Annotated in this window: 9 protein-coding genes; 3 read left to right on the forward strand and 6 right to left on the reverse strand. The window is 54.9% G+C overall.

Features of this window, described 5'->3' with window-relative positions:
- Positions 1 to 538 (reverse strand): hypothetical protein (locus tag LG367_RS17665; protein WP_226470592.1); only part of this gene is annotated, 538 nt, incomplete at its 3' end.
- A 1,375-nt stretch (positions 539 to 1,913) separates the two neighbouring features.
- Here LG367_RS17665 and LG367_RS17670 point away from each other — a divergent pair.
- The 3 genes from LG367_RS17670 to LG367_RS17680 all read left to right on the forward strand — a co-directional run bounded on the left by LG367_RS17670 (position 1,914) and on the right by LG367_RS17680 (position 6,432).
- On the forward strand, positions 1,914 to 2,441 hold the full coding sequence (locus tag LG367_RS17670; protein WP_226470593.1) for an RNA polymerase sigma factor: 528 nt from the start codon (positions 1,914 to 1,916) through the stop codon (positions 2,439 to 2,441).
- Between the two features lie 19 nt (positions 2,442 to 2,460).
- Positions 2,461 to 3,495 carry a FecR family protein gene (locus tag LG367_RS17675; protein WP_226470594.1) on the forward strand — a complete coding sequence of 345 codons (1,035 nt, stop codon included), beginning with the start codon at positions 2,461 to 2,463 and terminating at the stop codon, positions 3,493 to 3,495.
- A gap of 522 nt (positions 3,496 to 4,017) precedes the next feature.
- Positions 4,018 to 6,432, forward strand: coding sequence for a TonB-dependent receptor (locus LG367_RS17680; protein ID WP_226470595.1), 2,415 nt, complete (start codon positions 4,018 to 4,020; stop codon positions 6,430 to 6,432).
- Between the two features lie 318 nt (positions 6,433 to 6,750).
- On the opposite strand, the gene LG367_RS17685 is transcribed toward LG367_RS17680, so the two are convergent.
- The 5 genes from LG367_RS17685 to LG367_RS17705 all read right to left on the reverse strand — a co-directional run.
- Positions 6,751 to 9,648: a TonB-dependent receptor domain-containing protein gene (locus tag LG367_RS17685; protein WP_226470596.1), complete on the reverse strand. Its 2,898-nt coding sequence runs from the start codon at positions 9,646 to 9,648 to the stop codon at positions 6,751 to 6,753.
- Between the two features lie 588 nt (positions 9,649 to 10,236).
- Complete coding sequence (locus LG367_RS17690) at positions 10,237 to 10,524, reverse strand: hypothetical protein (protein ID WP_226470597.1); 288 nt, start codon at positions 10,522 to 10,524, stop codon at positions 10,237 to 10,239.
- A 325-nt stretch (positions 10,525 to 10,849) separates the two neighbouring features.
- Positions 10,850 to 11,029, reverse strand: coding sequence for a FecR/PupR family sigma factor regulator (locus tag LG367_RS17695; protein ID WP_226470598.1), 180 nt, complete (start codon positions 11,027 to 11,029; stop codon positions 10,850 to 10,852).
- 730 nt (positions 11,030 to 11,759) lie between these two features.
- The gene (locus tag LG367_RS17700; protein ID WP_226470599.1) at positions 11,760 to 13,583 is read right to left on the reverse strand and encodes a S8 family serine peptidase; all 1,824 of its coding nucleotides are present in this window, start codon (positions 13,581 to 13,583) and stop codon (positions 11,760 to 11,762) included.
- A 91-nt stretch (positions 13,584 to 13,674) separates the two neighbouring features.
- Positions 13,675 to 15,115 (reverse strand): YadA family autotransporter adhesin (locus LG367_RS17705; protein WP_226470600.1); only part of this gene is annotated, 1,441 nt, incomplete at its 5' end.

A 15,115-nucleotide genomic window follows, 5' to 3' on the forward strand; every position in this document is an offset into this window, starting at 1 on the left:
TGCCGCCGGTATTGCCGCCGGTATTGCCGCCGGTATTGCCGCCGTCAGCCAAGTACTCCGGGGCACTGAAAGGAGTACATTTTGCGCCAAGAACCGACGTTGGTACACACACTACGGTGTCGAGAACCGATTTTGTCCCCCTGGTAAGCGTTGAAACCCCATCGCCCAGGATATCCACGCCCGCGTCAACACCTTTCCCAATATCGCTAACGATGGGAATTCCGCTCTCACCAAGTACATTTGACAATCCTTTAATACCACTTTGAATTACGCCTAAAGCGCCATCGAATAGTCCTTTGCCTAGACTGGTAATTCCCTCGCCGACGTTATTGATCGTATCCCCCAAATTGAAATGGGACAACGCCTCTCCCGCTTGCTCGCCTTCGAGGGCGGCATTGTCAATTGACCGATATGCATCGGTCAACAATTTTGTACCCACCTGACCCGATGCCGCATAACTCACGCCAATCGATGCTGCGATTGAAAAAGCAATTGCTACCGCAATTGCTTTTTTGCTTAAACCATACTTCCCACTCATTTTTTAGTACACTCCGATTTTATAAACTTTATGCAAACGAAACTAATAATCAAAAAATCACTAGTTTTTAAAATTTTTATTTATGTTAAATCATGATTGTTGGGAACCTGAATCCACGTATTACTGAGACCAATCATCTCTCCATGTGAACCAAACCAGTCCACTTCCAAGTAAAAACGAAAATCGAGCCTGCCCTCCCTACCACTAGGGGCACAATTTAATTACTGGCATCCACAAGTCATTCATGAAATGAACTTTGAGAAGGTCGACGCTCAGAGACTACTTATGGCGGAGGCGCTGCCCAGAGTAACCACAACTGAGATTTCGCGGGCGACAGGTACAGGTGGTCGCAGCTATTTCTGCTAAACGCCCCCGCGTTCTCCACATTGATCGTAAAGTACAGGTGCTCTGCGCCATCTGCAGCAATGGCCAACCAGCAGCACAACAATGCCGTCTATGCGGGCAACATAGACAGCAGCTCACGTGCGGGAGGACACTTCCTACTCCTCTTTAACGGCGGGTGAAATGCCCTGGAGATGGTAAAACTTAAATACATTCAACCCCGTCAGGCCGAGCGCCGAAAACATCAAGTCTGCTGAACGCCTAGCAATAAGGAGGTAGGGGGGCTTTCGCCCCCCTACCTAGCCGCCAAGTGGCGGCAATAGAATCCATCTGCCTGGGGAAAGAGATGGATTCTCCGTACTGGACATGCGTCAGCTTGCCCAGGCCGGTGTCTTCAGCATGGGGAACGCTGAAGAAAGGACGCGAGATTAGCCCGCGTGAAACACGTTGTACTCGTCATAATCTGCTTGCAAAGTCTCCACCTGCTCAGCCACAAGTGGCTAGTCGGCACGCATGAGAATGCGCACCACTTGGTCGACCTTACCTTGCCTCCCGGACTCCACATCTGACGAGCAATCTCTAGTGATCGAAGAGTTCAGACGAAGAGCTAGTTTTCAGCGCAATTTCGTGTGAAAGATCGACACGTATTGACTCACAGTCGTTCGCTGCTCCGACAGGACGCGTCCAACTGATCTTCAGACGACATTGGTGTATGCCCATAACGGCCTATGATCCCGGTCAATAGCATTGCGGTCCTGTATTGCGTTCCATATCATTCAAATACGATCAGAAGGGCGCCCCCCCCTACCCCTTCAACAAATGAGCCCTTCCTCAATCAATGGACCGACAGCCGTCACTCAGAAATCCTATCTCCCAGTTCATGAATACGTGCGGCAGCCCCGCTCTTGCCCGCCTTGCGCCGACGTCCAAGCCTCGAAATTTGACACAATTCATTCATTTTTCCGCTAACATTCGCCCAAAGGGGCGAGATGGCTACTCTCTTCATTCATCACCTAGGGGACAATGAACGCAGGTGGACGTCGCAAACGATATCGTCGCCGGAAAGGATGCATTCAGTAGATTCTTCAGTGAGCAGTTTCCAGCGCTCGTGAGATATCTGCGCAGCCATGGTGCATCTGACGAGGATGCCCAGGACATTGCCCAGGAAAGCCTCTTCAAGCTGACTCGCTACCGCGAGCAGCCAGAGAACGTGCTTAGATTCTTGCTGTACCGGATCGCGACGAACGGTCTACGCGATGCCCATCGGTCGATGATGGCTGCCAAAGGTGCCAATCTTGTGAACTTCGATGCCAGCAACATCGATATTCCTTGCGAGTCATTACAACCCGAAGAGCGTGCAGAACACCACCAGGAGCTCGCGCGCATACGTGACATCATCAACCGGCTCCCCCAGCGCCGTCGGGAAATCTACCTTCTGAACCGGATCGACGGCATGAGTTACACTGAAATCGCAAAACACTGCGATATTTCAGTCAAAGCGGTGGAGAAACATATCGGCAAAGCCCTGTCCACGCTCCGCAAAGAGCTCGCGCACACGTAATAGACTGGTGCACAACGCCATGAACTCATCAACCACATTACAGCCATCGGATATGCCCACTAGTGCGGAAGAGTGGCTGGCCCGCTTGTTGTCTCCGGATTGCAGTTCGCGCGAACATGCGGAGTTCGAGGATTGGCTTGCATCGAATCCTAGTAACGCTGTCGCCTATGCCGAGACTGAGCGTTTGCATGCGGCTGTTGCGGCCCTGAGGGAGGATGCACAACTGGGCAAACCTCTTATCAAACCTCAGGAGGTCCATCACTTGCCGACGCCTACAGTGACTCGAAGGCAGTCGGACCGTCGTCGCCAAAGGCGCGCCTTACCCGCGATGGCACTTGCGGCATCCGTGGCTCTCGCAGTCGGCATCTTTACTTGGATCCGAGTACAGACCCCATCTCCCTCCGATTCGGTGCGCTATGCCACCGCTGTCGGAGAACAGGAAACGGTACAGCTGCCCGACGGATCTGCACTAGTGCTGGATACCAACACCGTTGTGGTTGTGTCTTTCGAACGCTCGCTGCGCCACCTCGAGTTGCAACATGGCCGGTTGCAAGCAAACGTCGCCAAAGATCCTAATCGTCCGTTCGAAGTCGTATCGGGGGCCGGCTCAGTTCGCGCGCTCGGCACAACGTTTCAGGTCGAAGACTATGGCGGAGAGACACTCGTTCGGCTCATCGAAGGCCGTGTGGCAGTCAAGACACACCACGATGGTCGACGACAGGCTGTTGAACTTCAACCTATGCAAACCATCTCCTATAGCCCGAGCGGACGTTTGTCATCTCCCCGTACACTAGACGCCGACTACGCAAACGGGTGGCTTAGCGGGAAACTTGTCTTTAAAGAACAGCCTCTCTCGGATCTCCTGACTGAAGTCAATCGCTACTCCTCCTCCCAGATATCCATTGCCGACGACGCGCTCAAAAACGTTCGGATCAGCGGAATATTTGATGCCAGGGACCAGACTGCTTTGATCCAATCCCTGCGTCTCGGGTGGAATATTCGTGCCAAGCAGGCTGGCGAGAAAGAGATTTACCTTTACGCTGGCGATCAATGACTGGGAAGGCGAAATGCCGCCGTTGCCCCATTCTTGACACATATGCCTCGGGCAGATCTTCCACACAGACTCCTCCGTTCGTGGTGGATTGGAGGACTGGCGTCGATACTTGTACTCTGCCCGACAGTGATCTTCGCGAGAACGTCCTCGCCAGCCGCAAACGTGAACTACCACGTTCCAGCAGGCACGCTTGATGATGCCCTCAAGGCATTCGCTGATCAGTCACACATCCAATTGTTGTACTCACCCAGACTCGTCCGAGGAAAGCGCAGTCCTGGCCTGAACTCAACGTTGGACAAGATGGCGGCACTCGCCCGCTTGCTGGAAGGACATTCCCTAGCGGCGGTTCCGGTCAACGCCAATACCTACATACTGCAACCAGTAACCCGGCCACAGCCAGCCCCGCGGGCGAAGGCTTCCACCGTACAGCACAGCCAGCCACAAGGGGCGGCTCCGGTCCAGCACCTCGGAAACGTCAGTGTGACTGGCACGCGGATCCCGAGGACATCGCTGGAGACAGTGATGCCGATCACTTTAATTACTTCCGAAGACATCGAACGCAGCGGCCACGAAACGCTGTTCGAGTTACTGCGGGCAATGCCTGGCATGTGGGGACACCATCCCACATCCGTCGCTACCGAAGACGGCAGATCCTTCCAGCCCATCGGCCCTGCCGCAACTACCAGCCTGTACTCATTTGGTCCACGCGCTACTTTGTTCCTTGTCGATGGTAGGCGTGTCGCGACTTATGCTGTGGCGTCTTCCCAATTAGGCGGGGTCGTCGATCTCAACAGCATTCCCCTAAGCTTCATCGATCGCATCGAAATCCTCCGCGGCGGCGCCTCCGCGATTTACGGCGCGGATGCTATAGCTGGCACGGTGAACATCATCTTGAAGAAATACGCTCCCGGCCTGGAAGGTTCAGCGCGCATCGGCGTCTCCGCACGCGGCGACGCCGGCATGAAGCGTTTCTCGTCCGGTTTTGGCACGCGCACACCCCGCGATGGGCATCTGCTCATCAATGTGGACATCATGCAGCGGGCCGCTCTAGAAGGAGATAGCCGTGACTGGCATACCGCCAATCTGAAGCGCTTCGGTCTAGGAGATGAACGAGAACCCCTCGGCGCCATCTTTAATGACAATGGCACAGTGACTATTAGGCCATTACCGTCTTGCATCGCCACAGGAAAGGATCCGGACGCCCCACAATGCCGTTTTGACGGCGCAAGATTTCGTACGCTACAACCCCGACTCCTTAGCCAATCCGCATACGCTTACTGGCACCAGCCCGTCGGCATGGATATCAATCTGAATGCTTCTGCACGCATCTCCAGGATCAGCCAGGAGCTACAGACACCTCCTTTGATGGGGACAGTGCAATTCCCTGACAATCATCCGGACGTCAATCTCCTAGACCCTTTATCCCGTACAGCGATACTCGCAATGTACGAGATGGGGCCAACACATAACCACACGATCTCCACGACCCGGGATTTCGCTATTGGGCTGGAGGGAAACGCAGGAAACTGGCATTGGCAGGTCGACGTCTCCCATAGCGAGAATACTGTCAACTCCCGAGTCTGGCCGGTAGTGTTGATACCATCACTCGAGAAGTTCGCGCTCCAATATCGCATCGACGGTTCAAACAACGCTCCTTCGTTGTTTAGTTCGATCGGCGCCGAAATCCATCCGCGTGGACGCGACGTTATCGACATGCTCTCCGCGTCAACGGAGGGTACTGCCTTTTCCACTTCGGCTGGTGCGGCGCGTATGGTTCTTGGCCTTGAACACCGCAGACGCCGAGCTTCTGATCAACCCGACCCTCTCCAAGTTAGCGGCGATCTCTCTCTGGCTGCTGCCAATACTGTTCCGTATGCATTTCACGATTATGCATCTGCGCTGTTTGCCGAACTGAACATTCCCCTGCACAGAAGATTGCAACTCGATGTAGCCGCCCGCATGGACCACAATGCCGGAACTAGACACAGCAATGTCTCGCCGCATTTCGGCATGAAGTGGACTCCTGACGAACGCCTCATGCTGCGGGCGAGTATGGGTAAAGGCTATAGAGCACCATCCGCACATGACACGAAAAATCCCCTTTACTACACAACTAGCCCCACCTTGACATTCATTGAGAACCCTCCACCTGCCCTCCTACCATGTACTGGATCGCCCTCGCCCCCAACGTGCATCCTTGAGTACGGGACGGCGAACAATCCGAAACTTCGCCCTGAAATCTCCCGCAGTGTGACGGCCGGGATCGTCTGGGCCCCCACCCCCTCCTTCAACCTTGCCCTTGACCACTATCGGATCACTCGGGAACGCGAATTTGGCATAGCCGACCCCGCGCAGTACCCACAGCTGTTTCCAGAAGGACTTATCCGTAATGCTGATGGCGTGCTGTACCGCGCGAATCTCCATTTTGCGAACATCGGCCGCACCGAGGTACGTGGTTGGGAACTGGACGCAAATTACCTATGGAAGACCGAAGACGCAGGAAAGCTTCGTTTTCGCGCTGGCATCCATTACTTGGAACGCCAATCTCGCACGCAGATCACCGATCCAGGAAACGTCATCGAGTTTGCCGGCCACGATACACCAAGGCTGACCATGCTTAACCGCCTCGAATGGCAATATGGTGATTGGACAACGATGCTCGACATGCGTTATTTCAGCGGAATGTACGCGTATCCAGCCAGCCAGACTTGCCCAGAATCCAGAAGTACGGCAGACAAATGCAAAAACCCTTCCACGATGCTGCTCGGGTTGGGGGTCGAATACGCTTTTTCAGATCGCTGGAAGTTCTCCCTGAATGTTGCCAACCTCGCCGACCGACAGCCAGTCAACTACCGGACTGGGCAGAACGGTTATAACAGCGGGATAGACGATCTATACGGACGTTATTACACACTCACTTCAGCGTACCAGTTCTAATTAAACTGACCGACCGTTGCAAATCGATTCCTTTGGTCGTGCGTCATCGTCCGAACGACGCTTATCGGCAACGATGCGGGCGTCGGCCTTGGGTCTCTTTGGCATGCATCCCGCCAGTCGAATTGGGCACTATCACCCAATGAATTGGATTTCGTCACTAAATGATCTCGACGACATCAGCCCTGAAGTCTTTGGACGCGCCTTGGTGTGTGACTGCGGATTGTCTACAGGCTCAAGGGGAAGAAGTCCGTATCACGGCTTCTCGAATGGTAAGGGCCAGCACCTAAGTGCCGGCCCTTCCATCGGCAATCGCCCGACTCAAAAGAACTTATAGTTGATCCCAAGAAAGTAGGCCCGACCGATCGTCTCATAGACGGCCGAGCCCAAGCTGGTACCGTAGAGCACAACAGGCGGATCAGAATTGAACAAGTTAGTGATACCGCCATACACCTGCCAACCGCTTTCATCGAAGTCGTAGCTACTACGGATGTCATGCGATATAGCCGAGCCCGCCTTTCCAGGCTGGACATAGTACGGATTGGCGCGATAGGCATCATAGGTATCCTGGCGGACGGTACCAGAGGCGAAGCGCGTGTACCAACTTACATCCCAATCATCGCGCGCATAGTTGATTCCTAGCGTTGCCTTCCATTTCGGGAACCCAAGCGCGCCAAGATAGTCTTCGCCCTCATCAGGGTCGTCCTGGAACGGATAGTCCGTGTATCCCAACGTCCGAGTAGCGTCGAGCTTCCACCGCATCTTTCCGCCAAGAAAATCATGGCTATAGCTCGCACTGATGTCCACGCCATCCGTTTCGATCGCCGCGATGTTTTCGTTTATGGAGATCACGTACTCGATCTGGCCAGACGTCTGATTACGCCGAACGTTCTGACAGAAGGCGTTGCCGATTCCTGACGGAGCATCCACGCACCGCTCAGCAGTCTGTTGAAAACTGAGTGCTGAAATAGCATCGCTCAACCTGATCTTCCAATAGTCAACGTTGAGACTGAATCCTGGCAAAGATGCAGGAGTGAGCACAAATCCGGCAGTCCAACTACGGCCTGTCTCTGGAGAGAGATTTGGATTGCTACCCGACAAGCCTTTGTTTGTCTCAGAAACAGTGTCGGTATGATCTGCAGGGATGTTTAGCGCCGCACAATTAGCCCTACGTACTTCTGGATTTTTGGCCAAGCTGATCTCAGCACTAGCACACGGATCGTCAATAAATCCAAAGTTCTGCGATTGCCCGCCGAACAACTCGTCAATATTCGGCGCACGCACCGCAGCGGACATATTGCCGCGAAAGCGCAGGCTGTCGTTGACAGCCCAGTCAAGGTTGTAACGCCAAGCCTCGGTACTACCGACGGTGTCATAGTCAGAATAACGCGCGGCAGCGCCGAGTGTCAGACTTTTAATCAACGGCAGATCGTGCAACAAGGGAATAGCACCTTCTGCCCATATTTCTTTGACATTGTAACTACCGCTAGAATCCGGAATGGCATTGAGGAATGTGGCTCCGGACTGATCCAAAGGATCAGTTCGCTGCCTACTCGTCTCACGCCGATATTCCAGCCCTGTGGCAAAGCTGACTGGGCCGGCAGCCAATTCGAACAAGCTATTATTCGTCAACGAACCGCCGGCAACGAACTGCGTCAATTGTGTCTTGGTCAAGGTCGTGGTATTGAACCAATCAGCGGCCTTGGGCTCTATGGCACCTTCGCCAAAGATGCTGAACGGAATGCAGCCGGCGGCGACTTCCGGGGAGATATCTGTGTTCGGGTCGACCTGCGAACGGCATACGGTCTTACCCGTCATCTGGTCAATTACTGCATCGAGACCAGCATTGAAACGCTCGACAATGCGATTGTTGAGATTCTGGCGGCGCTCATGGGTGCGGCCATAATTGATCGACGCATCATACTGCCAGTCATCACCGAACATGCCCTCGGTGCCAATGACGACACGCATAGTCTTGCGTTCAGTGTTCTCGCCGCGGCGCCCCGCGTCAAGGTCAAGGCGCCCGACCCGAATTGTCTTACCGTCCATCAACGCAGCCAGATCCGGGCTGATGAAAGCGTTGTCAGCGCGAATGGAATACGTACCGAACGCTGGCGAAGAATGCGTCTCAACGTTGGCCTTGTTGTAGAGCCCTTCGAAGTAGAAGCGCTGATTTTCCTGCACATCGAAGCTAGCCACGGTGTTCAACGTGACACGCTCGTAATCCGGCTGCAGTTGAGTGTATTTGCTGGCATCATTGCGGTCACAATCCGCGCAACCTCCATTGAGATCGTAAGGTCCATCGAACCGCTGCCGGCGCACGCTGCCGTCTGGATCGAAGACATAGCGCTTACTGACATCAAAATCTCCCCCAAGGGAGAATGTACCGCCTAATGTACGGGTGTAGCCGCCACTGTTGGGCGTCAGGATCCGGCTGTATTTGCTACCAGGCGAGGCGAGGATTTCGCGGTAAGACGCATGACCGAAGCGGTCGCGAAATTCCAGAGGGTCTTGCCAGCTGTGCTCGAGCGAGGCAGCGATGTTGCCGCGATCATCGGCGAAGTTCGTGCCCCCCGTCACCGCGACCAGGCCCTTATTGAAACTTCCGTGCTCGCTGCTCCCGTACTGTGCGTGGAAATTCGCCCCCTCGTACTGCTTCTTGAGGATGAAGTTAATCACCCCGGATACCGCATCAGCACCATACACGGCGGAGGCACCACCTGTGATGATTTCGACTCGCTCGATCCAATCCGTCGGTATCAGGTTTGTGTCTACCGCGGAAGTTCCGGAAGACGAACTGACCATTCGCCGCCCATTTACCAACACCAATGTGCGTGATGTACCGAGATTGCGCAGATCTTGCATCGCCACACCAGCAGTTCCGATGTAGCGAGTAGAGTTACCCATCGTGAAAGTGGTGGCCAGTTGCGGCATCGTCGTTAAAGCATCGCCGATGTTCACCGCACCAGTGGCCTTGATGTCCTCTGCCGTCAATACACTGACCGGCTGAGGTGAAACCACGTTCGGGTTGAAGAGCCGCGATCCGGTGACCGACACCGTCTCCAATTGCTTAGCGTCTCCAGTAGTTTCCTGTGAGTTCAACTGCTGAGACGTGATTTCTTTATTTTGAGCATATAATGCAGAAGACATCATATTAACGGCGCAAATAGCCGTGTACAGCAACTTCTTATTTGGTAGCATTGTGATCTCGATTTTCATATAATAAATTCAGAAGATATGACTTCGTTGCAAGACCATTCCTGCGCTCTCTTGCGCCCAATGCCCGGAAATTTAGACATACTTTAATTGCATATCTATCAATGCCGCTTCCGACCTCTTTCCCCTGACATCATTAACAGTCACATACCCAGTGGCACGCCCCCTGCTATGTCTAGCAGCCACGATCACTCTGAATTAAGAAACGTTTACAGGGCGCCCCCCCCCTACCCTGACACGTAACTTGCATGGCCAATGCATGACTCCTTAACGGACACGCTCATGCTCTAATAGGCCGATTTATTTGTCATGGGCACACTCGCGTCGAGTGGCAGGGCGACAACGGGCTATCGGAAGAAACGTTGCTGCAGCATAGAGTGCACATCTGTGCCAACCGAAACACTGCGACACTGCATAGAAGCGCGTCGATGCTCCTTACATCCAGCTCGCCGTTCCCCTACTAGGGGCGCCAGAAAGGTTGCGTTTGAGGCGGCGTCAAGGTCGCTGGTCAGTTGCCCAGCAGCCCTGGAAACTCCAAATCATGGGCGCGGAGCAAGTGCAGCAAAGCAAGCCCGCATTGAATCTTCAGTGTCAGTCGATCTCATAACACCGATCTTCACAATCTAAATCTTTCTTCTGCAGTAATGCATGCGCGGAGAGGGCCGCCTCTATACTGACAATGATGCTCCCCAAAGACCACGACGCGCTTTCTAGATGTGCCAATGTGCTGCGCAGAATGGCTGCATGCCAACCATCTTTTTGTGCAGACATATCGGCGAGCGCTGTTTTCACTCCAATTCGCAAGCCATCTATCTCTCGCCGAATAACAAACGCCATTTCTATACTTTCAATGTACTGCTTTTGCTCTCTCTCATTCACTAGAATCCTCTCGACTAATCATTTCTGATCGATTGTCGAGATATAAACGAAAAAGAACACCCCTCCCCCTACTCCTACCGATGCCAATGCGTAAGCCGGCACACAATCAATAGTTATGTACCGCCTGGCAAGTTGACAAACCGAAACATCATAACCATGGTGCGATACGCCTTTAGGATCTCGACACCTTGGCTGGACCATTCGCACTACTTATAATGTTGGCACTGTTACCTGTGCCGGCTGCAACGCCTGCATCTGTGTCCGCAGGCATCAAAAGCAAACGAAATGATCCGGAAAGCGCGGCGTGGAAGCGAGTACAACACTCTCAGACGACGACATTCCCAGCTAGATAGTGGAGGCGCTCGACCTCGGCGTACTCGATAACGTTGCGCGGATCTTTTGCGAGCCAGCTCTCAAAGGCCACATGTTCCTCCGAGCCACACTCCGGAGACAGCAAATGGGCAAGCCAGATCGCCGGCTCATCCTGACCGCCTTGATTCAGCAATACTCGACGCCTCATTGCTTTTCACAAAGGTCTGCGCTAGAAGAATAAAATACAATTTGTTGCAGATATATTTCATTCATTATTAATGCCATCTTGGCTTTTCAATTAATCACTCAATTCTGTGCAATCTCGTTGTATCGAATCCCCTGAAAAAATTGTATCCGCATAAATTATTGGCGTGGATAATTATTCAAATTGTTGTAATGACTCATCTGCAACTAGAATCTGTTTAAATCCGCGATTTCCCACTGCTATCTTAATATTAGAAATTACATGCAGTGATGGAGAGGTGAAATATTACGAATCCACAGTCGATGAATGGTGCAACCTGACTTGGCAAGATCCACAATGCTCTTGGAATTGGGCCCACCGGGATCACTGCGCAAACACTCCGCGATGGGGGCGCAGTTGAGGGCTATGTCACTGATGAAACAAAATTCCCCGGCAGTTACAAAGCGCATCCCGAATCACAGCCAAGCAGATACAGCGCCGAGAGAGGGGTTGCCTTCCTCGACTGTACCTGACGTGCGCAGGGTTCAGTTATCCGATGTTGGGGGCAAAGGATCCCGCTCTTTGGATCGCTTTAAGATCTACCACCAATTGAACCCGCGAGATCTCGCGTTTGATGAGGGCTACGACCTCTAAATGAACATCAGCTTGCGTGAAGTGTCCACTCTATGACCGCTCCAGACCTAGGCTATGCCTAGGTCTGGAAAAATAGCGAGCGCTTTTAGTCGTCGTATCTAACTTCCAACCGAACACCGCTATAGGCACGATTCCCAACCAGCCGAATGTAATAGATCCCCGCCTGGGGCATCGGAACGCGCACGGCTTCATTGTTGCCGCTGCGCACACTCTTGAAATCCGAGCTATCCAATGTTGGCGCGCGCACTCGGCTCACCAGAACATTGACATCACCGACACCGCTGCTAGTCAAGATGGTCAGATTGCGTGCACCGGCAGGCACGTCGATCCGATAAAGCGTCTCGCTATCCTTGTCCCCGGCCCGGAGCTCGTACGGGTGCCGGTTATCCAGACGAATTGCGAGCGTGCAGGTAGCATCGGAAGCATTACAAGGACCTTCGCTTGCTGCCAGTACCGCTTGCTCTGCGTCGACGATGCCGCGTCCATTCAACTTGGCTTGCTGAATCGAGAATGGCCTGGCGGTCGCCATGATCATCTGCTTGACCTGAGCTGGAGTCAATGGCGTCTCAGCTGCAGCCTGCATCAATGCGACCAGGCCGGCGACGTGAGGGGCTGCCATGGAGGTTCCAGTGTATTTGGCATAGTCGGGACCGACTGGTTCGCGGCGACCCGAATCTATCGTGGAAAGCACATCGACTGCCGGAGCAGCAATGTCAACGCGATGACCGTGGCTGCTTCCACTAAAGCCTTCATCGTATCGTCCGCCTCCAGATTTCACGCCCCCCACCACGATAGTGTCATCCGAACAATTGCCCATGGTGGTTCCAACGCCTCCCCACTTCGTGACATTTTCGTTGTCATTGCCGGCCGCCAACACTACCGTCACACCCTGTGCCTTGGCGTGAGCCAACGCATCCTTGTAGACATTAGGACACACAGTAGGACCGCCGGCGCCAAGGCTCATATTGATAACCTCCACGTTCTGCTGATGGGCAGGCACTCCAGGTACCGTTTTACCGCCTGCGGCCCAGACAATCGCGTCGGAAATATCGTCGCTGTCTCCGCCACAATGTCCCAGCACGCGCACCGGCAAGATGGCCGCATTCGGCGCCACTCCGGCGATACCGAGGTTGTTGTTGGTGACGGCGGCGATCGTGCCGGCCACATGCGTTCCATGCCAACTACTATCGGCTGAATATTGCGCCCCACAGACTCCTACTTCTTCCCAATCGCCTGTATCGTAGCCGCCGCGCACTCGACCATCAGAGGGCCGACCGGAGTTAACCTTGTCGGTAATGAAGTCGTAGCCTTCATCGTAGAGCACATTGGCGGCCAGATCGGGGTGCCTCACGACACCGGTATCCAGAACCGCGACCACTACGCCTTCACCGGTCGAACGATCCAACGCTGCCGGCAAGTTGATTCCGCCGGCGTCCTCGCTCGGTGGCTTCAGCGCCCATTGTTCGCCCTGATACCGGGGGTCCGTGGGCACTGCGGTCGCGCGCATGCGAATCGGGGGTTCGACATATTCAACGGCCGGATCAGCCGCAATCTGACGCATCAACGTGGCCGCCTCCACGCTGTCCAACTTGCGGGACAGGCGAATGACATCTGCACCGACAGCAAGGCGTTGCCCCTCGGCGATGCCGACGGTCGCCCCCCCCTTGCCATCTGGCAACGCTTGTTTTGCCGCAAGACTCAGGGATCCGGCTCTGGCCACTTTGTCCGAGCGTCCGGATGTGCCTTCCTTGTACTTCACAATCAGCCGATCGTAGCGTTCGTCCGTATCAAGGTTCTTGGTATTCACGCGCTCATAGCCAGGCGCTTCCCCCGCATTCGTGACGGGCGAGGAAAGCGCCATTGCAACGGCCAATGACAAAATGGACAAGGACTTGGATGTCGGGTTCATAAAAATTCTCCAGTTGCAACGCGCTCTGTGGGTCGCAGGGCGCACATTTGTGTGAGTGATCGTTTCAGTCGTACGTCAGGAAGTTCGCGGGCTACCAGCCGAAGCCCGCACCCACGCCAACGGAGCCCTCGCCTCCGCTGATCGCACCGCCGAAGGTCACCGTGGCGCGATCAGAAATCGCACGCTGATAGCCGATCGACAGGGCACTCTCGCCGCCCTGAAAGCCGACACCGACGCCGACGCGATTCTGGGTACGGATGCCGGCCGCGCTGGTGGCCATGTTCAACATCGCGGCACCCATCGCTCCTTGCCGATCGATGCGCCTATTGACGTCGCGGAAGCGATCGTCAACGGACGTACTGAAATCGGTGAAACGGTCTTCCCAGAGCGCGAATTTCTGATCGGTATAGGCCTTCGATTCAGTCACAGCACGCGTCGCCGTCGAGCGCAGCTGCGCCACGTTGGCCGCGTCGGTATCCTGCGTACCCGCAGCCACATTGACAATCTGCCGTTCACCGCCTTTGCTGCCAACGGAAACTGTCCCGGTTCGATCCGCGACCGACCCTTGGCCGATCGCGACAGCGCCCTTCGCGGTGACCACCGCCCCCTGCCCCACTGCAGTGCCTGAAGCTGCAGACACTCGTGAGCCCGCGCCCAAGGCAACCGCATTCGTCGCTACCGGAGCGACCGATGCGCCCGCTCCGACCGCTGTACTACCATCTGCTCCGACCGTTGCACCGTCACCTACTGCGGTGTCCCTGGGGCCATGCGCATAGGCGTTCCGTCCCACAGCGACACTACCGTCCGCCGATGCTTTGGCATTCGATCCCACAGCAATCGCGCCGGTCGATTTATCAACAACAGCATCATCGCCGCCCGCCGGATTGCCATCCACCGCCACGCGCGGATCCCGCGCAAAGAGTGCGCTCCCTTCGATCCCGTCTACGCGATGATTGACCAGGCTAATCTCGGCATCCAATGCTCCTAGCGCATCACCCACATTGAAGTAGCTAGACCCTTGAATGACATAAGTAGGTGCGGAGATAGCGCCGAATGCCGTGGTGACCGTCGCGCCTCCTCCCAAGACTTGCGCAATGGAATCCAGCGCGCCATACAATTGACCGCCATTGATCGCATCCATGCTATCGGTGGCCACTGATCCAGCCGCGACGTTGGAGAGGCGAGTTCCACCCTCTCCTCCGAATGTGACTTTCTCCTTGCTGTCATCGTCGTAAAGCACGGCACCGTCAGCCAGCTTGGTCACGTTACCTGTCACTTCGTTCAACTGCGCCACGTTGACCGCATCGGTATTTTCGGTGCCGGCTGCTACATTGGTGATCTGTCGTTCGCTGCCCGCGGCGCCCACCGAGACCGTGTTCGCCCGGCTCGCCACCGAACCCGCCCCCAACGCCACGCTGCCCTCAGCCTGCGCCTGGCTCAGATGACCGATCGCAATTGCGTCCTTGCCTTCCGCGCGCGCGCCAGTACCCGCTGCGAAGCTGTTCTCACCTGCAGCCACGCTCTCCATGCCC

This window comes from Luteimonas panaciterrae (assembly GCF_020511115.1).
In the GTDB taxonomy this organism is placed as follows: Bacteria; Pseudomonadota; Gammaproteobacteria; order Xanthomonadales; family Xanthomonadaceae; genus Luteimonas; species Luteimonas panaciterrae.

Coding starts and splice junctions, on each gene's coding strand:
- LG367_RS17675 (WP_226470594.1), top strand. CDS start 2,461: ATGAACTCATCAACCACATTACAGCCATCGGATATGCCCACTAGTGCG.
- LG367_RS17680 (WP_226470595.1), top strand. CDS start 4,018: ATGCCGATCACTTTAATTACTTCCGAAGACATCGAACGCAGCGGCCAC.
- LG367_RS17685 (WP_226470596.1), bottom strand. CDS start 9,648: ATGAAAATCGAGATCACAATGCTACCAAATAAGAAGTTGCTGTACACG.
- LG367_RS17700 (WP_226470599.1), bottom strand. CDS start 13,583: ATGAACCCGACATCCAAGTCCTTGTCCATTTTGTCATTGGCCGTTGCA.